We start from the raw sequence: 20,963 nt of genomic DNA, 5'->3' as shown, positions 1-20,963 counted from the left end.
GGGAGCAACGGAAGCACAGCGAGAACCGGCCGATGTACGGAGAGCGCCACGGCTGTCGGTCTGCGATGACCGGCGGAAGGAGTGCCTGGATGGGTGCGACCGACGCGTTCCCCGAAGGTGCTGCCCAAGTAGGGGCCACACCGGGGCAGCCCGGCGGCCTGCTGGACATCCTGGGCGTGGCCGCGGTGATGCTGGACGCGGACGGACGGATCACCCTGTGGAGCCCCCAGGCCGAGGCGCTGTTCGGCTGGACCGCACAGGAGGCGCTCGGCCTGCCCGCCGCCCAGCTGCTGGTCGGACCGGAGCACTTCGATCTGGTGCTGGGGTTGTTCACCCAGGTCATGGCGGGTGGCGAGAGCTGGGCCGGAGTCTTCCCGGTGCAGCACAAGGACGGCAGTACCCGGCTCGTCGAGTTCCGCAACATGCGGCTGCTGGACGAGCGCGGTGAGTCCTACGCCCTCGGCATCGCCACCGACCAGACCGTGCTGCGCCGCGTGGAACGGGATCTGGCGCTGTCCGTCCGTCTGGTGGCCCAGTCGCCGATCGGCCTGGCGGTCCTGGACACCTCACTGCGCTTCGTGATGGTCAACCCGGCGCTGGAACGCATCAACGACCTCCCCGCCGACCAGCACATCGGCCGCGACGTCCGGGAGGCGCTGTCCTTCCTGGACGCCGACTCCATAGCCGGCAGCATGCGCGAGGTGCTCGACACCGGTACGCCCCTGCTCGACCAGTTCACCGTCGGCCGCACCGCCGCCGACCCCCACGCCGACCGCGCCTGGTCGGTGTCGTACTACCGGCTGGAGGACGCCCACGGCCGGGTGCTGGGACTCGCCACCTCCGTCGTGGACGTCACCGAGCAGCACCGGTCCGCCACCGAGGCCGCCCGCGCCCGCCGGCGGCTGGCCGTCATCGCCGACGCCTCCGCCACCGTCGGTACCACCCTCGACGTCGACCAGACCGCCCACGAGCTGGCCGATGTCATCGTGCCCGAACTGGCGGACATGGCCGCGGTCGACGTCCTCGACGCCGTACTGGACGGCCGCCGCCCGACCTCGCTGTCCCGCGGCGGCCCGGCCCGCTTCCGTGCGCTCGCCGTGTCCGCGGCCTACTCCACCGAGGCCGAGCGGGCCGCCGACCCCACCGGCCAGATCGCCTCCTACGAGGCCGACCGGCTGATCACCCGGTGTGTGACCGAGGCCCGTCCGGTGCTCGTCCCCCGGGTGAGCGCGGACGACCTGCCGCACATCGCCGCCGACCCGCAGGGCGCCGCGCTCCTCGGCAAGGCCGGGCTGCACTCCTACCTCGCCGTGCCGCTGATCGCCCGGGGCGAGGTCCTCGGCGCGCTGTCGCTCTACCGCGTCCGCAACCCGGAGCCGTTCGACGAGGACGACGCGGTGCTCGCCGTCGAACTGTCCGCGCGGGCCGCGGTGTGCATCGACAACGCCCGCTCGTACCAGAGCGAACGCCGCACCGCGCTCACCCTCCAGCGCCATCTGATGAACCACCGGCCGCCGCAGCCCACGGCCATGGAGATCGCCTACCGCTACCAGCCGGCCCAGGCGGCCAGCGAGGTCGGCGGCGACTGGTTCGACGCCATCCCGGTGGCCGGCGGCAAGACCGCGCTGGTGGTCGGCGACGTGATGGGCAGCGGCATCAACGCCGCCGCCACCATGGGCCAGCTGCGCACCACCGCCCGCGCCCTGGCCGACCTCGACCTCGACCCCGCCGAAGTGCTCCGCCACCTCGACCACATCGCGGTCGGCCTCGACCCGGCCTTCGCCACCTGCCTGTACGCGGTGTACGACCCGCACCGCATGGAGTGCAGGATCGCCGTCGCCGGGCATCTGCCCCCGGTCGTCGTACGGCCGGACCGGGCGCCCGAACTCCTCGACCTGCCCACCGGCGCCCCGCTCGGGGTCGGCGGCGTCCCCTTCGAGCAGACCACGGTGCCGCTCCGCGAGGACGACCAACTGGTGCTCTACACCGACGGGTTGATCGAGACCCGGGACCAGCCCATCGACGCCCGCCTGGACACCCTGCTGGAACTGCTGGCCGAGCCCCAGCACGACCTGGAGGTTCTCTGCGACCGCCTCCTGGGCGCCCTGCGCGAGGAGCACGACCACGACGATGTCGCGCTGCTCATCGCCCGGGTGCACGCACACGAGGACTGACCGCGGGGCGGTCGGGGACTGACGGCGGGGCGGCGGAGGCGCGGCCGGACCGGCACGACGCCCATCGGTTCACGGCGGGACCGGCGGGCCCGGCTGCGGATCGGGCGGTGCCCGCGGAGAATTCGGACCGCCCGACCGGGCCGCGGAATCCGCTCGATTTCCGCGATGGATCATGAGTAAGCGTCCCCGGAGGCCCGTCAACGCTACGGATTTCGTTGCCAACGGGCCTTAACGAGACCTTGACGTGAGTCGTCGGCAGGGGTTGTATTCGGTCACCGGAGCGGGGCCCGTGGAGATCCGGGTCCGCACCGCCTTGCGGCGCTCTTCCCCCGTAGTGCCACCCCTCCTGCCGCCAGCACCGATGGGATACGGATACCGATATGCCCTACACGCCTGTTGCCTCCGCAGCACCTGAGCGGGACACCCGTAGCGCGACGGAGGGGGACGCCCCCAACACCCCCAAACTCACCCGGTCGATCGGTGTGGTCGGCGGCACCCTGCTCACGCTGTCCTGTCTGACCCCGGCGTCCTCGCTCTTCGTGATCGTGCCGGACTCCTTCGCAGGCCTGGGCACGGGCACCGCACTCACCATCGCCGTCGCGGCCCTGCTCTGTATCGGCGTGGCCTTCACCTACTCCGAGCTGGGCACGCTGATCCCGAGCTCCGGCGGCGAGTACGCCATGGTCGGCACGCTCATGGGCCGCCTCGCCGGGTGGCTGGTTTTCATACTCTCGCTGATCGTCGTCATGATCGTGCCGCCCATCATCGCCCTGGGGACAGCCGACTATCTGGCGCCGATCGTGCGACTCGATCCGCAGCTCACCGCCGCCGCCGTGATGCTGCTGGCCACCGCGATGGGCCTGCTCGACCTGCGCGCCAACGCCTGGATCACCGGCATCTTCCTGGTCCTCGAAGTCGTGGCCTGCGCGGTCGTCGCCTTCCTCGGCTTCACCCACACCCAGCGCTCGGCTTCCGTGCTCGTGCACCCCGTGATCGACGCCGGGAACGGACACAGCACCGCCGTCACCGCCGGGCTCATCGTGACCGGACTGGCCACCGCGCTCTTCATCCTCCAGGGCTTCTCCACCGCCGTGTACCTCGCCGAGGAGATGGAGAACCCGCGCCGCAACGTCTCCCGCACCGTGCTGTGGACCCTTGCCATCGGTGCGGCCGTCGTCCTGATCCCGGTGGTCGCGATCACGCTGGGCGCCCCCGACCTGAAGACGCTGGGCGCCGGTGACGTCGCCGGCATGGTGCAGGAGTGGAGCAACTCGGGCGTCGGCACCTTCGTCAGCCTCTGCATCGCCCTGGCGATCATCAACGCGGCGATCGTGATGGTCATCCAGAACTCCCGGGTGGTCTTCTCCTCGGCCCGCGACGCGGCCTGGCCGACCGCCGTCAACCGCGTCTTCTCGCACGTCGGCCGGCGCTTCGGCTCCCCCTGGGCCGCCACCCTCGCGGTCGGCGTCCCCGGCGCGGCGCTGTGCTTCGTCAACCTCGACACCCTGAGCGAGGTCACCGGCGTGGCCGTCGCCGCGATGTACGTCTTCGTCGCCCTGGGCGCTCTGGTGTCCCGCCGTGGCGCGCACAAGCACCGCCCGGCCTGGCGGATGCCGCTGTGGCCGACGATCCCGGCGCTGCTGATCGTGGTGCTGGCGTGGGTGCTCTACCAGCAGAGCACCAAGAGCCTGGTGATCACCGGCGTCATCGTGGCCGCCGCCGCGCTGTACTGGGTGGGCTATCTCCGCCCCCGCCAGGACACCCACTGGGTGATCTCGGTCCCCGAGGACGAGCAGGCCCCCGCCGAGGAGACCGCCCCCGCCTCGCTTCCCGCATAGGGCCGCTACGGCCCGTAGAACCGCCCGCCCGGCGCCTCGCGCCCGGGCGGGCCTCGCCGTTTACCGGCCGGTGAGCCGGGAGAGCGCCAGCGCGTCCAGGAGGAGGCACACGTGGTCGACGGCGTCCCGCCCGGCGGGACCCTCGGCCTGTGCCGGGTCGTCGAGCAGGCCGGCGGTGCCCCGCAGCAGCTCCCGCAGCCGCTCGTTCATCTCGGCGGCCGGTGCCGGGTGCGCGAGGGCGGACCGGATCTGCTCGCCCGTGAGGGGCAGACCGGTCTCCAGGAAGTGGAACAACGCCACGGCGGCACGCCGGTCGGCATCGTTCGGCTTCCACTGTCCGAGCGCGTGGTGGTCGATGAGCGCGGCCGCCTCGGCTTGGATCTCCTCGGGAACATGCATGCCCACGAACGTCTCATACCGTTCCGGCCGCCCCCGAGGCGACAGGGGTGCCCCCGGCGCGACTCCCCAGGCGGCTCCGGAGTCCCGGTGAGCCGGGCTGACCAGGCACGTTGCGCCGGTGCTCGGCTCACCCGACCGGCAGAGCCCGCTCGGACAAGCGGCCGGGCCTGTGGGAAGAGTTACATGAACCTCCGGCGCCCTGGGCGATTTGTTCCGGATGGTGTGGCGCCCGGTCGTCGCCGGGTATGTCCCCTTAGTCGGAGAGGTTCGCATGTGCGCAGCAGGAGAACCTACCGGGGGGTCTTCCCGCCCTCTGGCGCCCGGCCGCGGATCACGGGATCATCCTCGGACAAGTCGTGAGCCCGCCCGGCCAGGCGGGACCTCGCGGACATGCCCTGGTGGCTGCTGCGCTCCGCATCGCGCGGCTCGCCCACCGTATGCGGGAGGTGTAGAAAGAGGACATGGCCGGACGCTACGGCCGCCCGCGTTCGGTTCTCAGGATGCGAACTGTCGCAGGTCAGGTCTTTCTCCTGCAGGTGGCGATCGTGGTGTTGCTCGTCGCCGCCGCCATTGCCGCACTCGTGCTGCAATCCCGGTCCGACGCGGACCGCGAGGCCCGCAACAGGTCCGTCGCCGTCGCTGAGGCCTTCGCGAACGCGCCGGGCATCGAGGAGGCGCTGAAGAGCGCCGACCCGACCCTCGTGCTCCAGCCACGGGCGGAGGCCGCCCGAAAGCGCTCCGAGGTCGACTTCATCGTCGTGATGAACACCCAGGGCATCCGCTACACCCACCCCATCACCAACCGCATCGGCAAGAAGTTCGTCGGCACCCTGCAGCCTGCGCTGGCCGGCCGGGTGGTCACCGAGAAGATCACCGGCACCATCGGCCCGCTCGTCCAGGCCGTGGTGCCGGTCGTCGGCCACAGCGGCCCGGACAAGGGAAAGGTCATCGGGCTGGTCTCGGCCGGGATCACCGTCAACCGCGTGAGCGGGGTCGTCGACGACCAGTTCCCGCTGCTGTTCGGCGCGGCGGCCGGCGTCCTGCTGCTCACCACCGGCGGGACCGCGCTGGTCAGCAGGCGACTGCGGCGTCAGACCCACGGGCTCGGCCCGGCCGAGATGACCCGGATGTACGAGCACCACGACGCCGTTCTGCACGCGGTACGCGAAGGCGTGATCATCGTGGGCGGCGACGGCTGTCTGCTGCTCGCCAACGACGAGGCGCGCCGGCTGCTCGGCCTGCCGCCGGACGTCGAAGGGCGCCAGATCGCCGACCTCGGGCTCGACCCCGCCACCGCCCACCTGCTGGCCTCCGGCCGGGTCGTCACCGACGAGGTCCACCCGGTCGGCGACCGGCTGCTGGCCGTCAACCAGCGCTCGACGGAGCAGGCCGGCGGACCGCCCGGCAGCGTCACCACCCTGCGGGACACCACCGAGCTCCGCGCCCTGACCGGCCGGGCCGATGTGGCCCGCGGCCGTCTGAAGCTCCTCTACGACGCCGGCACCGAGATCGGCACCACCCTCGACGTGGTGCACACCTGCGAGGAGCTCGCGGGCTTCGGCGCCACCCGCTTCGCCGACATCGTCACGGTGGACCTGGCCGAGGACGTGCTGCTCGGCGAGGAGCCGGCGCCCCCCGGCGGCGCGGCCCTGGAGATGCGGCGGATAGCCGCCCGCGGCGCCCCGCCGGACAGCGGCCTCTACCCTGTCGGCAAGCTGATCCGCTTCGAGCCGGCCACCGCCCTCGGCGCGGGCCTCGCCAGCGGCAAGGCGGCGCTGGACGCCGATCTGACGGCGTTCGGCGGCTGGCATCTGCAGAGTCCCGAACGGGCCAGGAGGATCGTCCAGCACGGCATCCACTCACGGATCGCGGTGCCGCTGCGTGCCCGCGGCGTCATCCTGGGCGTGGCCATCTTCTGGCGCTCGAACGAGCCCGAGCCCTTCGAGGAGGAGGACCTCTCGGTCGCCGAGGAGCTGGTCGCCCGCGCCGCGGTGAGCATCGACAACGCCCGCCGCTACACCCGTGAGCACACCATGGCGGTCACCCTGCAGCGCAGCCTGCTGCCGCGCGCCCTCCCGGAGCAGAACGCCGTCGAGGCCGCCTACCGCTATCTGCCCGCCCAGGCCGGACTCGGCGGGCTCGGCGGCGTCGGCGGCGACTGGTTCGACATCATCCCGCTGCCCGGCGCCCGGGTGGCGCTCGTCGTCGGCGACGTCGTCGGGCACGGACTGCACGCCGCCGCCACCATGGGCCGGCTGCGCACCGCCGTCCACAACTTCGCCAACCTGGACCTGCCGCCCGACGAGATCCTCTGGCACCTCGACGAGCTGGTGACCCGTATCGACCAGGACGAGGGCGCCGAGGAGGAGGGCTCGGTCACCGGAGCCACCTGCCTCTACGCCATCTACGACCCGGCCTCCGGACACTGCACCATGGCGCGCGCCGGGCACGTCCAGCCCGTGCTGCTGCAGCCGGACGGCACCGCCGAGGTCGCCGACGTGCCCGGCGGTCCGCCCCTCGGGCTCGGCGGCCTGCCCTTCGAGACCTGGCAGCGGCAACTGCCCGAGGAGAGCCGTCTGGTGCTCTTCACCGACGGCCTCGTCGAGGACCGGAACCGGGACCTCGACGAGGGCATGGCGCTGCTCAGCCGCACCCTGGCCGACCACCCCGGCCGCACACCGGACGAGACCTGCGAGGCCGCGCTGAGCGCGCTGCTCCCGGACCGGCCCAGCGATGACATCGCGCTGCTCGTCGCCCGCACCCGGGTCCTGGACACCGCGCATGTCGCCGACTGGGACGTGCCGCCCGACCCCTCGGCGGTGGGTCAGATAAGGGCCGCGGCGGTCCGCAAGCTGATCGAGTGGGGCTTGGCGGAGGAGGCGTTCACCGCCGAGCTGATCCTCAGCGAGCTGGTCACCAACTCCATCCGGTACGCCGCCGGTCCCATCCGGGTACGGCTGATCCGGGACTCCTCGCTGATCTGTGAGGTCTCCGACCGCAGCAGTACCTCACCGCATCTGCGGCAGGCCGCCACCACGGACGAGGGCGGCCGCGGCCTCTTCCTGGTCGCCCAATTGGCCGAACGGTGGGGAACCCGCTACACGACCGGCGGCAAGGTGATCTGGACGGAACAGGCCCTCAGCGGCCTGGATGTGGTCGCGGTGGAGGCCGACGGCGACGATCCTTGAGCTGATGGATGGATGAGCTCGGGGGCTCCCAGCGCCATAGGAGGCCGAGATGGACGACTACCCGCTGCTCAACGCGTTCTGGACGATGTGCCTGATCTTTCTCTGGGTCATGTGGCTGATCCTGCTGTTCCGCATCATCGGCGACATCTTCCGCAGCCATGACCTCAAGGGCTGGGGCAAGACCGGATGGCTGGTCCTGGTGATCGTGCTGCCCTTCGTGGGTGTCTTCATCTACGTGATCGCGCGTGGCCACGGGATGAGCGAGCGGGAGATCGCCCAGGCCGAGCGGCAGCAGAAGCAGATGCAGGACTATCTCCGGAAGACCGTCGCGGCCGGTGACGAGACGGGCGGGCACGCCGACCAGCTGGCGAAGCTCGCCGACCTGAAGAACCACGGCGACATCACGGAGGAGGAGTACCAGAAGGCCAAGGCGAAGGTGCTCGCCTGACCGCACCTCGCCTCACCGCTCCCGGCCGCGCCGCACCCCACCGCGGCCCGCGGAGGCGCCCGCCGCTGCCTGCCCGACTGCTAACCTCGAATTGCGCGAAACACGCAACTTGAGAAGTGCCCCCAGAGGGCCGAACCGTCCCTCAAGGGCTCCTGGCAGACGACAGCAGGCAGAGGCGGGCAGTGAAGTGACCAGTGGGGAACGCTCGGCCACCCGGCGCCGGCGCGAGCGGATGGTGGAGCTGCTCGGCGCCGGCGACATCAGCGTGCACGACCTCGCGGCGGAGTTCGACGTCTCGCTGTCCACCGTCCGCCGCGACCTGGCGACACTGGCCGCGCTGGGCCGGATCACCCGTACCTACGGCGGCGCGGTCGACCACCGGGCGGTGGAGCGCTCCTGGCACGACAAGGAACGCGAACAGCGGGACGAGAAGGACGCCATCGCCCGCACCGCCGCCGCACTGGTCCGCAGCGGTGACGTCGTCCTCCTGGACGCCGGGACCACGGCCGCCCGGCTGGCGCACCGGCTGCGCGACCGCCGCGACCTCACCGTCGTCACCAACGGCCTGTCCACCCTGGTCGAGTTGGCGGACGCGGAGGTGGAGGTGGTGGTGCTCGGCGGCCGGCTGCGGCGTCCCAACGAGTCGCTGCTGGGCACCCGGACCGAACAGGCGCTGCGCCGGCTCACCCCGGACATCGCCTTCCTCGGCGTCGACGGGCTCGATCCCCGGCGCGGCATCAACTGCCCGGACCCGGAACAGGCCGCGCTGAAGGAGACGATGGCCGAGTGCGCCCGGGGCTCCTGGGTGCTCGCCGACCACTCCAAGCTCGGCGGGGGAGGGGGCTTCCCCTACTGGGCGGCGATGCCGGCGGGTACGGGGCTGATCTCCGGGGGCGGGGAACGGGAGCTGGCCGCGTTCGCGGACGCGGGATGGTCGGTGCACCCGGCCGTGGCGGGCCCCGGCGACGCCGTCGACGGAGCCCCGACGCACACCTCTTGACAGCCCGTTCGGCGAGTGGCCACCCTGAATTGCGTGAACCACGCAACAAATAATGCGTGGTTCGGTCACTTCGGGGTCGAGGCCGGCACCGAAGCCGACGGGAGGAGACCGGGTGGCCCAGGTGCTCGTCATCGGAGACGACCTCACCGGCAGCAACGCGACCGGCGCGCTCTACGCGCGACTCGGGCTCCGGGCCGTCACCGTCGGCGACCTCGCCCAGGCCGCGCGCTACGCGGACCGGGTGGATGTCCTCGTCGTCAACACTGCCTCGCGGCACTGGAGCCCCGCCCGCGCCTACGCGGCCGTCCGGGCCGCCGCCGAGGCCACGGGCACGGTGCCCCTCGTCGTCAAGCGTGTCGACACCACCCTGCGCGGCAACCCCGGCAGCGAACTCGACGCGGTGGCCGACGCCCTCGCCGCCCGCGAGCCCGCGGCCCGGATACGGACCCTGGCCGTCCCCGCCTTCCCCGACGCCGGCCGGAGCACGGTGGGCGGTCTGCACCTCGTCGACGGCGTACCGCTGACCCGGACGGCGGTGGCCGACGACCCCTTCGACCCCGTCCGGGATGCGCGGGTCGCGGCCGTGCTGGGCGCGCAGAGCAGGCGCAGCACCGGCGAACTGGCGCTGGACGTGGTGGAACGGGGCCCCGGCGCGGTGGCCGCGGCGCTGCGGGAGAGCCCGGCCGACATCGTGGTCTGCGACGCCACCGAGAACGCCCATCTGCGCACGGTCGCCGCGGCCGCGGCCCGCCTCGCCGCCGAGGACGGCGTCCGATGGGTCGCACTGGACTCCGGACCGTTCGGGGCCGCCCTCGCCGCCGAACTCGGCCTGCGGCCCCAGGGCGGCGCACCCGCCCCCGTCCTGGCGGTCGTCGGCAGCCGCACGGACCGCACCCGCACCCAGCTCGCCCGTACCGAAACCGCGCTCGGCGCCCGCTGGGCCGACCTCGACCCCGCCGCCCCGGACCCCGGCCGGGTGCTGGCGGCACTGCGCACGGCGGCGGGGGAGGGGGCCGCGGTGCTCGGCGTCCGGGTCGCCCCCGGGCCGCCGGGCGCGGCCGCTTCCGTGCCCGACCCGGACGCCGCGGCCCGCATCCTGCGCGCGCTCGCCGACATCGCCCGACGGGCGGTCACCGAACTGTGTCCCGGCGGGCTGTACGCCTCCGGCGGCGACGTCGCCGCGGCGGTCACCTCCGCCCTGGGCGCCGACGGCTTCGCCATCGAGACCGAGGTGCTCCCGCTCGCCGTCGCCGGACACCTGGTCGGCGGCGCCCACGACGGACTGCCCTTCGCGACGAAGGGCGGCCTGATCGGCGGTCCCGACGCCGCGCGCGCCTGCCTGGAGCACCTGCGCGCGGTCTGCACCCGACGCCCCCGGCCCCTCCGTGCGCACGACCTGAACACCGCACCCCGAAAGGCGCTCCCATGACCGACCCTCAGCACGCGTCCGGCCCCCGGACGGACCGGCACCGGCCGGACGGCGGCGGCCCGCCGCCGCTCCTGGCCGTCACCCTCGGAGATCCCGTCGGCATCGGTCCCGAGATCACCGCCCGCACCCTCGCCGACCCGGCCATCGGCGCACTCGGCCGGGGGCTCGCCGTCGGTGACGCCGCCGTACTGCGCCGCGCCGTCGCCGTCTGCGGCCTGGACGTCGAGGTCAACGCCGTCGGCACGCCCGGCGAGGCACGCTTCGAGCCCGGCACCATCGATGTGCTCGACCTCGGTATCGCCCCCGCAGACCTGCCCTGGGGCACCGTTGACGCCGTGGCGGGCCGCTCCGCCGTGGCCGCGATCGAGGCCGCGACCCGCGCCGCGCTGGCCGGTGAGGTGGACGGGATCGTCACCGCGCCGATCAACAAGGAGGCCATCTGGGCGGCCGGTTCGCAGCACCTCGGCCACACCGAGATGCTCGGCGAACTCACCGGCGCCGCACACTTCGACACCATGTTCGTGGTCCGCGGCCTCAAGATCTTCTTCACCACCCGCCATGTCTCGCTGCGCACGGCGCTCGACCAGCTCACCGAGGAGCGGGTCGCGGCCGCCGTCCGGCACGCCACCACCGCGCTGCGCGTCTTCGGCCACGACGAGCCCCGGCTCGCCGTCGCCGCGATCAATCCGCACGGCGGCGAGGGCGGCCACTTCGGAGACGAGGAGGTCACCGTGCTGCGCCCGGCGGTCGAGAAGGCGGCCGCCGAGGGCCTCGGCGTCGTGGGGCCGATCCCCGCCGACTCGGTCTTCCACCAGGGCCTCGAAGGGCGCTTCGACGGAGTGCTGTCGCACTTCCACGACCAGGGCCATATCCCCGCGAAGACCGTCGACTTCGACGGCACGGTGTCCGTCACCGTGGGCCTGCCGGTCCTGCGGACCTCCGTCGACCACGGCACCGCCTTCGACATCGCGGGCAGCGGCCGCGCCTCGCACGGCACGATGGCCGCCGCCTTCCGCGCCGCCGCGGACTTCAGCCGCTTCACCGACCGCATCCGGGCCGCGTACGGAACGGAGGCCGGCCGGTGACGGAGACCGGACCGATCCCGCCGCCGGCCCTGGCCGCGGTTCCTGCCAAGCGCTGGGTGTATGTCATCCCGGTCGCCGCGGTCATGTACATGCTGGCGTACCTCGACCGGAACAACGTCTCCGTCATCCTCCCCTACATGCACGGCGAGCTGGAGCTGTCCAACGCCGACAAGGGGATGGTCGGCGGCATCTTCTTCGTCGGCTATGTCTTCCTGCAGATCCCGGCCGCGGTCCTCGCGCAGCGCTGGAGCGCGCGGAAGACCGTCCTCCTCCTCATGGTGGCGTGGGGGCTGGCCGCGTCGCTGTCCGGTCTCGTACAGACCAAGGCGCAGTTCTACGCGGCCCGGTTCGTGCTCGGCTTCTTCGAGGGCGGTGTCTGGCCGGCCGTGCTCATCCTGCTCGCCTCGTGGTTCCCGCTGCGCGAGCGGGCCCGTGCCAACGCCCTGTGGATGGCCTGCCTGCCGCTCTCCTCGGTGTTCATGGCGCCGCTGTCGGGGTGGATGCTCGACCACGCGAGCTGGCGCTGGGTGCTGGTGCTGCAAGGGGTGCCGCCCCTGGTGTGGGCGGTGGTCTGGTGGTTCGCGGTCTCCGACCGCCCCGACCGGGCCCGGTGGATCTCCCGGGCCGAGGCCGACCACGTGGCGCGGGCGCTCGCCGCCGACGAGGCCGCGAAGCCGCCGGCGGGCAGCGGCTCGTACCTCGACGCCGTCCGGCAGAAGCCGGTCCTCGTCCTCATCGGGGTCTACTTCTTCTGGATCACCGGCTTCTACGGCTTCAACCTGTGGCTGCCCTCGGTCATCAAGGAGCTGACCCACGGCGGGTCGTCCACCGAGGTCGGGCTGCTCACCGCGATCCCGTTCACGGTCGCCCTGGCCGTGATGATCGCCAACGCCGTCTGGTCCGACCGCACCGGCAGACGGCGCCAGGCGGTGGCCGTCCCGCTCGTCGTCGGCATCGTGGCACTGCTGCTGGGGCAGGCCGTGGACGGCGCCCTGCCCCGGATGCTGCTGCTCTGTGTGACGGCCGCCGCGGTCTACGCGCCCTACGGTCCGTTCTGGGCGATCCCCGGTCAGCTGCTGCGCTTCGAGGTGGTGGCCGTGGCCATGGGCCTGATCAACGCCCTGGGAAACCTCGGCGGGTTCGCCGGTCCCTATCTGGTCGGCTGGCTGACCGACGCCACCGGCTCCAGCCTGACCGGCTTCGCCGTCCTCTCCGGCTTCCTCGCCATGGCCGTGGCACTGGTGGCACTGGGGCTGCGCACCGGCACCCGGCCCGTACGTGAACGTCAGCTGTCCGGGCAGCCGGCGGAAGGCTCCTGAGGGCCCTCGCCCGAGCGGCCGTCAGGAGGGGTGATCATTTACTCCAACTTGCCCAATCCACGACGTGTCGGGTTTTGGGAGGTTCCGTGAAAGTGAATCCTGAAAAGGTCGAATTACCCCTTTGATCCTCTCGAGGAGCAGACATGCGCATCCGCGCCGCGATCGCAGCCAGCGCCCTGGCCACCACCATCGTCATGGGCGGTGCGAGCGCCGCCCTGGCCTGCAACATGGGCAAGGTCAGCAAGGACCGTCATCACCACCACCACAAGCACCACCACGGCCACGGCCACCACGCGTCCTGCTGGCTCTCCGCGGGTGTGCTCGACCACGTCGGCCCGGTCTTCAGCGAGGGCTGCGAGAGGGGCGGCTGGGGCTGGGGCGACGACAACGGCCGTCGTCGCTGACCGAAAGCTCTTCCTGCCGGTGCCGGCCGACGCGACCTCGGGTCCGTTCGGCCGGCACCGGCGGCATGTCCGGGCCGCGCTCCGCGGCCCGTTCGCGTCTCAGGTCCGCCCCGCGCCCCGGCCGGGCTTCCGTGGGGCCGGCTCCGGCAGCCCGGACAGGGTCTGCAGCGCCCGCACGAGCACGGCGCGATCGGCGGCCGGAAGCCGGGCGAGTAGTCGTTCCTCCCCTTCCTGGATCGCGGCCTGGGCCGCGTCCCGCAGTCGCCGTCCCTCGGTGGTGAGGGACAGCAGCCGCACCCGGCGGTCCCCGGGGTCTGGCTGACGGCGGATCAGCCCCCGCTTCTCCAGATCGTCCAGCACGGCGATGATGCGGGTCTTGTCCGCCCGGATGGCCTCGGCCAGCGCGGCCTGCGTGCGGATCGGGGTCTCGTCGAGGTGCAGCAGGACCGAGTAGGCCCACATCGTCAGGCCGTGTGCGTCCAGCACCGGCTGCTCGGCCGCCATCAGTGCACGGCCCAGGGGGACGACCATCGCCGCCAGGTCGGGACGGGCCGGCCGCCCTCCGGATGTGGTTCCCCTGTCGGCTGCGTTCTCGGTCATGGGCAAGAAAATACCCGTTGACAATTCATGTGCTTGAGCCGATCGTAAGCACATGCCTACGAATATCGCGGACGCGTCCGCCGCGCACACCGACTTCGCCCGCCTCCGGCGGCTCCACGCCCGGGCGGTCCGGGACAGCGTGACCCTGATCCGCCGGGTGACCCCCGGCGACCTCTCCCGGCCGACACCCTGCTCGGCATGGACCCTGGCCGGTCTGCTCGCCCATATGACGGCCCAGCACCACGGCTTCGCGGCGGCGGCGCTGGGCAAGGGACAGGACCGGGCGCAATGGACGGTCCGGCCGCTCGGGGCGGACCCCGTCCGGGAGTACACCGACGCGGCCGAGGGCGTCCTCGCCGCCTTCGCGGCAGTGGAGCGTCCGGATCAGGCCTGCGCCCTCCCCGAGTTCAGCGCCACCCGCACCTTTCCCGCCCTCCGCGCGATCGGCTTCCACCTCATCGACTACGTGGTGCACGGCTGGGACGTCGCCCGCACCCTGGACCTCGCGTACGCCCCGGGTGCCGAACTCCTGCGGGCCGCCCTGCCGATAGCCCGCGCCGTCCCGGACGGCGACTTCCGGCTCGCCCCGGACAGCGCCTTCCGGCCCGGCCTGCCGGCCGGCGAGGAAGCGGACACCCTGACGCAGATCCTGACGGCGCTCGGCCGCTCCCCGCACTGGCACCGCCCGGAGCACTGCACGCCCGATGACGGCAGGTCCTAGGGATCAGCTCTGGAGGAAGGCCAGCAGATCGGCGTGGAAGTCGTCCTTGTACGAGCCGACCGCCGTGAGGCCGTGCGGTGCGCCCGGGTAGATCTTGAGCGTGGCGCCCGGCACCAGCTTCGCCGACTTCTGGCCGGCGGCCACGAGCGGCACGATCTGGTCGTCGTCACCATGGATGATCAGGGTCGGGACGTCGAATGCTCCACATCCAGAAGGCGTCGCGGACACCCCGGGAGACGGCGGACCCGTTCCGGTTGGCACCGTAGAAGGGCTCGCTGAGGTCCCGGTAGAACTGCGAGCGGTCGCCGGCGACACCGGCCCGGATGCCGTCGAAGACCTCGCGCGCCAGCCCCTCCGGGTTCGCCTCGGTCTTGAGCATCAGCGGCGGGACCGCGCTCAGCAGCACCGCCCCGGACACCCGGCCGGTGCCGTGCCTTCCGATGTAGCGGGCCACCTCACCGCCGCCGGTGGAGTGCCCGACCAGCGCTGAACACGACGGGTCGGCCGGTTCCCCAGTCCTTGTAGAAGATCTCCGTGCCGTCGGTCGTGGTGAGGGTGCCCATGAGGTGGTCGGTCCTTTTCTCTCGTTCAGCCGGAGTACGGGAGGCGGGCCGGGGGGTGGCGCCGGGGAGGGGCGGGAGGGGGCGGGAGGGGGCGGCGTGCGGCTCCCAGCGTTTCCGGCCCGCGCCATGGGGGCGTGTCCGGAGAGGCAGGGGAGTGACGGCGGCCCACCATCCGGGTGGCCGGTGCGCTCTGGACGGGTACGGGGCCGTGCCCTAGCGTCAACAGCCGCCCGTGCCACCGTCGTCCGGGCCCGATGTCCGCCCACGGAAGCCGAGGACGTGTGGTGACCACCCGCCCGCAGCCGCCCGACATCCTGTCCCCGGAGTTCGCGGCGGACCCCTACCCCGCGTACCGCGTCCTGCGCACGCACTACCCGCTGTTCCACGACCCGGGCACCGGCAGCTATCTGGTCTCGCGGTACGAGGACGTGGCACGGGCCTTCCGCGATCCGGTGTTCACCACCGACAACTACGCGTGGCAGCTCGAACCGGCGCACGGCGGCCGGACCCTGCCCCAGATGAGCGGCCGTGAGCACGCCGTGCGCCGGGCGCTGGTGGCCCCCGCCTTCCGGGGCCGGGAGCTGCGGGAGAAGTTCCTGCCGGTCATCGAGCGCAACGCTCGGGAGCTGATCGACACCTTCCGCGACGCGGCGGAGGCCGATCTCGTGGCGCGGTTCGCGACCCGCTTCCCGGTCAACGTGATCGTCGACCTGCTCGGGCTGGACCGGGCCGACCACGACCGCTTCCACGACTGGTACGGCTCCGTCGTCGGCTTCCTGGCCAACCTCGCGCAGGACCCCGCGGTCGCGGACGCCGGCCGGCGCGCCGGCCAGGAGCTCGCCGCCTACCTGTGCCCCGTCCTCCACGAGCGGCGGGCCGCCCCCGGCGACGATCTGCTCTCCACGCTCTGCACCGCCGAGGTCGACGGCATCCGGATGAACGACCAGGACATCACGTCGTTCGTCAGCCTGCTGCTCGCCGCCGGCGGCGAGACCACGGACAAGGCTCTCGCGGCCCTGTTCCGCAATCTGCTGGCCCACCCGGACCAGTTCGCCGCGGTACGCGACGACCGGTCGCTGATCCCCGCGGCCTTCGCGGAATCCTTGCGCTACACCCCGCCGGTCCAGATGATCATGCGGCAGCCGGCCGCCGACGTGACCCTCGGCGGCGGCACCGTCCCCGCGGGAGCCACCGTCACCTGTCTGATCGGCGCCGCGAACCGCGATGAGCTCCAGTACACCCGGCCCGACACCTTCGACATCCACCGCGCCGATCTGACACCCGCCACCGCCTTCAGCGCCGCCGCCGACCACGTCGCCTTCGCGCTCGGCCGGCACTTCTGCGTGGGCGCGCTGCTGGCGAAGACCGAGGTGGAGGTGGCGGCCCGGCAGTTGCTCGACGCGTTTCCCGCGATGGACCTCGCGGCGGGCGCGGCGCCCGCCGACGCCGGGGTCTTCACCCGGGGACCGGAGCGGCTGCGGGTGCGGCTGAGGCCGGTGGACGAGGGAGCCGTGCGGGCCTGAGGTGACGAGGTGTCACACCCGCCGTGCCGCCGTCACCTCTTCCGTGCCGGACGGGAGCGAGGCCCCGGTCCGGCCGACGGCCTCACTGCCCGGCCACGTCGAGTCCGACGAGATAGCCGACGAACTCCCGGCCGTCACGGGCGGCCACCCAGCGCCTCGCGGACGTCAGGGCGGTGAGCGTGCCCGAATCCGGCACCACGTACCGCGTCCCCTCCGGTTCGCCGGGACGGGGCGCGTACCGGCAGTGCACCGCGCTGATGGCGGTGACGGTGGCGACCGTGGGGGCGGCGCCCTCAGGAGCGTCGACATGGTGATCCTCGGCGGCGTCCACCGTGGCGGCGGTCCCGGCGCCGAGGACGTCCGCCAGCCACTCCTTGTCGGGGTCGATCAGCGTCCACGACACCTCGGAGCCGATGTCGAACGGGTCGCCGCAGCACTGCATTTGCCAGTCGTCGAGCCAGACCGTGAGGTTCATACCGTGATTCTGCCCGGAGGGGTACGCCGGCGGCACGGGCTCCGCCGCCTTCAGGCCTCCTCGGCCGGCGGGTGCCGCAGGACATAGAGGCCGACGGTGACGGTGAGCGCGATGACACAGGCGGAGAAGGCCAGGCCCGCGTCGCGCAGGCCGAGCGCCTGCGCGAGCGCGCCGACCCCGACCACCGGCAGCGAGATGCCGAGGTAGGCGACGAGGAAGAAGGCCGAGATGGTGCCGCCGCGGTGCTCGGGCGGCGCGGCGTGGCCCACGGCGGTGAGCCCGGCCCGGAACGCCAGGCCCTGGCCGACGCCGCCGCACACCGCGCCGATGACCAGCAGCGGCAGCGAGGTCAGGGCCAGCGAGGTGGCCACCAGCGACAGGCCCAGCACCAGCACCAGACAGCCGCCCGGCAGCGCCTTGCGGACGCCGACCCGTGCCGTCAGGGACTGCCCGGCGGTGGAGCCCAGGAACACGGTGAAGACGATCAGTCCGGCAACGGCCAGGTTGTGCACCCCGAGCGTCTCCCCGACGAAGCTCGGCGCGACCGCGGTGAACAGCCCCAGGAGGGAGAAGCCGGCGAACGCGGCGACGGCCGACGGGGCGAAGACACCCCGCACTTCGGGCGGGAGCCGAAGGCCCTGGGGCCGCAGCCTCCGGGGGCGGTGCGGAGAGCGGACGGTCTCCGGCAGGAACCAGGTCACCACGGCCGCCCCGGCCAGCAGCAGGAGATGGACCAGGAACGGCAGGGCCAGCGGCCATGGCGCGTACTGGGCCAGCAGCCCGGACAGCAGCGGGCCGCAGCCGAGGCCGCCCATGTTCGCGGCGGTGGCGGCGAACCCCGCATGCGCTTCCTGGCCGGGCCGGGCGAGTTCCAGCACGGCCGCCGTGGCGGCGCCGCTGAACAGCCCGGCGGCGAAGCCGGACAGCACCCGCCCCAGCAGCAGCATCGGCAGCCCGCCCTCGAAGAGGAAACACAGCGCGCTGGCCGCCGACAGACCCAGCGCGCACAGCAACACCGGCCGCCGCCCGACCTCGTCGGAGACATTGCCGGCCAGGAGCAGGACCGTGATCACCCCGAGGGCGTACACGGCGAAGACCACGGTCACCATCAGCTCGGAGAACCCGAGCTGGGCGCGGTAGAGCCCGTACAGCGGGGTGGGCAGCGTCGTCCCGGCCATGCCGACGGCGAACACGCCTGCCGCCGCCGGATAGCCGAGCCGCCGGGGCCCGCCGGTGCGATCGATGATCATGGCCTCAAACGTAGGCTTCCGCGGCCGTGCCGTCGAGGTCCACTGGAGGGACCAGGGCCGGAAACGGACGGGCGTGGCGCCCCCGCGGTCGGCGGGGGCGCCACGCTGTGTCCGGTGCGGGGCGGATCAGTGCTTGGCGGAGGGCGTGTTGGACGCCTTCACGTTCACGGCCGCCCAGGCCTTGTCCACGGTCTTGTACGCGGTGCTCTTGGCGCCGTACAGGTCCTTGGCCGCGCGCAGGGTCGCGACCCGGGCGTCGTGGAAGTCGGTCGTGGAGACCATGTACCGGGTGAGCGCCCGGTAGAAGATCGCTGTGGCCTTGCTCCGGCCGATGCCGGTCACCTTGGAGCGGTCGTAGGTCGGCGAGTTGTAGGTGACACCGCCGATGGTCTTCTTGCCGCTGCCCTCGGCGAGCAGGTAGTAGGCGTGCGAGGAGACACCGGAACCGGCGTGCACCTCGGTGTCGTAGGACGCCTTCGACCAGTAGTCGACCGCGCCTTCGAGCTTGTCGAGGGACGGCTTGTCCAGACGGCGCAGGAACTTCTGGTCGAGGCCCAGCTTCTCGCCCAGCAGGTAGTTCGGCGGGTTCTTCGGGTTGTTGGTCGCGAATTCGACCGCGCTGCCGAAGATGTCCGCCAGCGACTCGTTCAGCGAGCCGGGCTCGCCGAACTGGTTGCCCTCGATGTCCACCCGGGTGGGCTGGAGGTTGGCGGTCGCGTCGACGACGCCGTGGGACAGCTCATGGCCGGTGACGTCCAGGACGACCAGCGGCTTGGCGAACGTCCGGCCGTCACCGTCGCCGTAGAGCATGCAGCCGCAGCTGGGCGACCAGAAGGCGTTGCCGACCTTCTTGCCGAAGTGCACCAGGGCACGCGCCCCGCGGCCGTCGTTCTTGATGCCCTTGCGGCCGAAGGTCTTCTTGTAGAAGTCGAGGGTGCTGGCGACGCCGTACTGGGCGTCGACGGCGGCGGTCGCCCGGTTGCTCGTGGTGCCGTTGCCCCAGCGGTTGGTGGTGCTGGTGAACGGCTTGCCGCTGCTGAACTTGTCCAGTTCCTTGTCGCGGGCGTCCCGGGTCTCGGTGTTGCCGCGGGTGGAGTCCTTGAGGACGTAGGACTTCTTCCCGGTCCGGGTGGTGGACAGCGGCACACTGCCGACGAAGAAGGACGCGCCGGTGCCCTTGGCCGCGGCCGGGTAGCCGGGCTTCGCCGCCTTCTCCGTGACGGGTGCGGCGGGAGTGAACAGCCCGGTCGCGGGGTTGAGCCGCTCACCCCGCGCGCGCAGCTTGCGCTGGAGGCCGGGGGACAGGAACGAGTCGTCGGCCTGGACGTTGCTGAGCACCGTGCCGGACGCCGCGTCGAGGACGACCGTACGGGTGCCACCGGACTCGGCGGTCCGGCTGTCCGACACCTGCACCTGATAGGCCAGCTTGGTACGGCCGTTGCGCGCGTCCACGACGAGTTCGGCGTCGCCGGCCTCGCCCTTGCCCACGGCGGCGGCCTTCGTCCGGGCCTCCCCGGCCGACAGCTTCGGCTTGGTGCCGCTCATGTCGACCTGGTGAGGGAAGGCCCGGGTCACCCCCTCGTACGCCGACTTGGCGGTCAGGTGGACGACGAGGTCGCCGCCGAGCACCGGCATGCCGCGGTGGGTCCGGATGAAGCGGACATGCTGCCGGCCGTCCGGGTCGACGAGCGTGTCGGTGGCTTCGAGGGTGTCCTTCTTGCTGACTCCGGTGGCCTCGCCGTGCGCGTACGCGGCGGCACGGGCCGTATCAACCGCCCTCTGGGAGGCGGGAGTTGAGGAGGAAGCAGCCACCGGCGAGGCCGGCGGGGTCGCGGAGGCACTGCCTGCCACACCCGCGGTGAGGGTGGCGGCCGTCGTCACGGCGACCGCGATGGCCAGGCGGTGTCTGCGTATGTGGGGTCTACGCACTGATGTGGGTCCTTAGCGCTGCGGGGGCGGTCGGCTCGCCAACCGCCCGTACGCGCGGTGCTGTTGTGCACCGCGGGGGCCGCGGGGCCCCGCGCAAACCCTGGTATGTCTGGCATGGGCATGTAAAGAGAAATGATCAGGAATCGAGATCCATGGGCGAAATTTAACAATTGGTCAGCTTTAAGTAGCCAACAGGTGACCAACTGTGGTCTAACTGAGGAGACATGGGGTGGCGCGAAATGGTTGCCCGGAAGGCGGGCGGAAATGTGATCTGCTACCGGGGCGGGCGGGGACGGGTCCGCCGGCTCCGGGCAGCCGTCAGCGCGGGCCGGATGGCCCATGTCATCCGGCCCGCGCTGACGGGCGTCGAGTCACCCGCATCGCCGCTCGGGCCTGCGGGTCAGGTCTGCGGGTCAGGCTTTACGTCTCGGGGGGCGGCGAGAGGTGCGGGGGAGCCGGCGCTACGGCGCGGTGGCGCGTGCCGGGCCCGCCAGGGCGGGGCCGGCGGCGGTCAGGGCGACGTCCTAGGGCCTGTCGTCAAACTCCCGTCGTTCGCCCGAAGGGCGGCCCCGCGGCGTCTGGTGCGTGCGATCGCAAGGCGGAGGGTCGCCCCGATAC

16 protein-coding genes and 1 pseudogene are annotated in these 20,963 nt (G+C 72.5%); 11 read left to right on the top strand and 6 right to left on the bottom strand.

Annotated elements, in window-relative coordinates; all coding sequences use genetic code 11:
- Window positions 1-89: 89 nt before the first annotated feature.
- Both ACGFN2_RS32725 and ACGFN2_RS32720 read left to right on the top strand, forming a co-directional pair.
- Entirely contained in the window at window positions 90-2,174 is a 2,085-nt protein-coding gene (locus ACGFN2_RS32725; RefSeq protein WP_362609180.1) for a SpoIIE family protein phosphatase, read from the top strand.
- A gap of 380 nt (window positions 2,175-2,554) precedes the next feature.
- Entirely contained in the window at window positions 2,555-4,012 is a 1,458-nt protein-coding gene (locus ACGFN2_RS32720; protein WP_393366383.1) for an APC family permease, read from the top strand.
- Between the two features lie 60 nt (window positions 4,013-4,072).
- Here the strand turns inward: ACGFN2_RS32720 and ACGFN2_RS32715 are convergent, their stop codons facing one another.
- Window positions 4,073-4,411 carry a hypothetical protein gene (locus ACGFN2_RS32715; RefSeq protein WP_362609177.1) on the bottom strand — a complete coding sequence of 113 codons (339 nt, stop codon included), beginning with the start codon at window positions 4,409-4,411 and terminating at the stop codon, window positions 4,073-4,075.
- Window positions 4,412-4,872: 461 nt separating this feature from the next.
- Here ACGFN2_RS32715 and ACGFN2_RS32710 point away from each other — a divergent pair, with 461 nt between their 5' ends.
- From ACGFN2_RS32710 to ACGFN2_RS32680, 7 genes are all read left to right on the top strand, one after another.
- Complete coding sequence (locus tag ACGFN2_RS32710) at window positions 4,873-7,599, top strand: SpoIIE family protein phosphatase (protein ID WP_393366381.1); 2,727 nt, start codon at window positions 4,873-4,875, stop codon at window positions 7,597-7,599.
- Window positions 7,600-7,648: 49 nt separating this feature from the next.
- Window positions 7,649-8,047 (top strand): SHOCT domain-containing protein, encoded by a 399-nt coding sequence (locus ACGFN2_RS32705; protein WP_362609173.1) that lies wholly within the window; start codon window positions 7,649-7,651, stop codon window positions 8,045-8,047.
- A 187-nt stretch (window positions 8,048-8,234) separates the two neighbouring features.
- Window positions 8,235-9,047 carry a DeoR/GlpR family DNA-binding transcription regulator gene (locus ACGFN2_RS32700; RefSeq protein WP_362609172.1) on the top strand — a complete coding sequence of 271 codons (813 nt, stop codon included), beginning with the start codon at window positions 8,235-8,237 and terminating at the stop codon, window positions 9,045-9,047.
- A gap of 112 nt (window positions 9,048-9,159) precedes the next feature.
- The gene (locus ACGFN2_RS32695; protein WP_362609170.1) at window positions 9,160-10,476 is read left to right on the top strand and encodes a four-carbon acid sugar kinase family protein; all 1,317 of its coding nucleotides are present in this window, start codon (window positions 9,160-9,162) and stop codon (window positions 10,474-10,476) included.
- A complete protein-coding gene (gene pdxA / locus ACGFN2_RS32690) occupies window positions 10,473-11,561 on the top strand; it encodes a 4-hydroxythreonine-4-phosphate dehydrogenase PdxA (protein WP_393366378.1) in 1,089 nt (362 codons plus the stop codon). Before ACGFN2_RS32695 ends, pdxA begins: the two co-directional genes overlap by 4 nt.
- Window positions 11,558-12,880, top strand: coding sequence for an MFS transporter (locus tag ACGFN2_RS32685; RefSeq protein WP_393366376.1), 1,323 nt, complete (start codon window positions 11,558-11,560; stop codon window positions 12,878-12,880). The genes pdxA and ACGFN2_RS32685 overlap by 4 nt, the downstream gene beginning before the upstream one ends.
- A gap of 143 nt (window positions 12,881-13,023) precedes the next feature.
- Window positions 13,024-13,284, top strand: a complete 261-nt coding sequence (locus tag ACGFN2_RS32680; RefSeq protein WP_362609165.1) for a hypothetical protein — start codon at window positions 13,024-13,026, stop codon at window positions 13,282-13,284.
- A 99-nt stretch (window positions 13,285-13,383) separates the two neighbouring features.
- Here ACGFN2_RS32680 and ACGFN2_RS32675 read toward each other — a convergent pair whose 3' ends face one another.
- Window positions 13,384-13,884: a MarR family winged helix-turn-helix transcriptional regulator gene (locus tag ACGFN2_RS32675; protein WP_393366374.1), complete on the bottom strand. Its 501-nt coding sequence runs from the start codon at window positions 13,882-13,884 to the stop codon at window positions 13,384-13,386.
- Between the two features lie 52 nt (window positions 13,885-13,936).
- On the opposite strand from ACGFN2_RS32675, the gene ACGFN2_RS32670 reads away from it, so the two are divergent.
- Window positions 13,937-14,605 carry a TIGR03086 family metal-binding protein gene (locus ACGFN2_RS32670; RefSeq protein ID WP_393366372.1) on the top strand — a complete coding sequence of 223 codons (669 nt, stop codon included), beginning with the start codon at window positions 13,937-13,939 and terminating at the stop codon, window positions 14,603-14,605.
- Window positions 14,606-14,608: 3 nt separating this feature from the next.
- On the opposite strand, the pseudogene ACGFN2_RS32665 reads toward ACGFN2_RS32670, so the two are convergent.
- Window positions 14,609-15,168, bottom strand: a pseudogene (locus tag ACGFN2_RS32665) (alpha/beta fold hydrolase).
- A 284-nt stretch (window positions 15,169-15,452) separates the two neighbouring features.
- Here ACGFN2_RS32665 and ACGFN2_RS32660 point away from each other — a divergent pair.
- On the top strand, window positions 15,453-16,691 hold the full coding sequence (locus ACGFN2_RS32660; RefSeq protein ID WP_393366370.1) for a cytochrome P450: 1,239 nt from the start codon (window positions 15,453-15,455) through the stop codon (window positions 16,689-16,691).
- 82 nt (window positions 16,692-16,773) lie between these two features.
- Here ACGFN2_RS32660 and ACGFN2_RS32655 read toward each other — a convergent pair whose 3' ends face one another.
- The 3 genes from ACGFN2_RS32655 to ACGFN2_RS32645 form a co-directional block, all read right to left on the bottom strand.
- Window positions 16,774-17,166: a DUF6578 domain-containing protein gene (locus ACGFN2_RS32655; protein WP_393366368.1), complete on the bottom strand. Its 393-nt coding sequence runs from the start codon at window positions 17,164-17,166 to the stop codon at window positions 16,774-16,776.
- A gap of 50 nt (window positions 17,167-17,216) precedes the next feature.
- On the bottom strand, window positions 17,217-18,416 hold the full coding sequence (locus ACGFN2_RS32650) for an MFS transporter (RefSeq protein ID WP_393366366.1): 1,200 nt from the start codon (window positions 18,414-18,416) through the stop codon (window positions 17,217-17,219).
- A gap of 126 nt (window positions 18,417-18,542) precedes the next feature.
- A complete protein-coding gene (locus tag ACGFN2_RS32645; protein ID WP_393366363.1) occupies window positions 18,543-20,345 on the bottom strand; it encodes a M4 family metallopeptidase in 1,803 nt (600 codons plus the stop codon).
- Between the last annotated feature and the right edge of the window lie 618 nt (window positions 20,346-20,963).

Origin of the sequence: Streptomyces sp. NPDC048612 (genome assembly GCF_043199295.1) — a bacterium.
GTDB lineage: Bacteria > Actinomycetota > Actinomycetes > Streptomycetales > Streptomycetaceae > Streptomyces.
Note: the sequence above shows the minus strand (reverse complement) of the source record. Positions and strands in the feature narration are given on the sequence as shown.

What these genes read in the sequence shown, in the direction of transcription:
- ACGFN2_RS32725 (WP_362609180.1), top strand. Translation starts at nt 90, where the DNA reads ATGGGTGCGACCGACGCGTTCCCCGAAGGTGCTGCCCAAGTAGGGGCC.
- ACGFN2_RS32720 (WP_393366383.1), top strand. Translation starts at nt 2,555, where the DNA reads ATGCCCTACACGCCTGTTGCCTCCGCAGCACCTGAGCGGGACACCCGT.
- ACGFN2_RS32715 (WP_362609177.1), bottom strand. Translation starts at nt 4,411, where the DNA reads ATGCATGTTCCCGAGGAGATCCAAGCCGAGGCGGCCGCGCTCATCGAC.
- ACGFN2_RS32710 (WP_393366381.1), top strand. Translation starts at nt 4,873, where the DNA reads ATGGCCGGACGCTACGGCCGCCCGCGTTCGGTTCTCAGGATGCGAACT.
- ACGFN2_RS32705 (WP_362609173.1), top strand. Translation starts at nt 7,649, where the DNA reads ATGGACGACTACCCGCTGCTCAACGCGTTCTGGACGATGTGCCTGATC.
- pdxA (WP_393366378.1), top strand. Translation starts at nt 10,473, where the DNA reads ATGACCGACCCTCAGCACGCGTCCGGCCCCCGGACGGACCGGCACCGG.
- ACGFN2_RS32680 (WP_362609165.1), top strand. Translation starts at nt 13,024, where the DNA reads ATGCGCATCCGCGCCGCGATCGCAGCCAGCGCCCTGGCCACCACCATC.
- ACGFN2_RS32675 (WP_393366374.1), bottom strand. Translation starts at nt 13,884, where the DNA reads ATGACCGAGAACGCAGCCGACAGGGGAACCACATCCGGAGGGCGGCCG.
- ACGFN2_RS32670 (WP_393366372.1), top strand. Translation starts at nt 13,937, where the DNA reads ATGCCTACGAATATCGCGGACGCGTCCGCCGCGCACACCGACTTCGCC.
- ACGFN2_RS32655 (WP_393366368.1), bottom strand. Translation starts at nt 17,166, where the DNA reads ATGAACCTCACGGTCTGGCTCGACGACTGGCAAATGCAGTGCTGCGGC.
- ACGFN2_RS32650 (WP_393366366.1), bottom strand. Translation starts at nt 18,416, where the DNA reads ATGATCATCGATCGCACCGGCGGGCCCCGGCGGCTCGGCTATCCGGCG.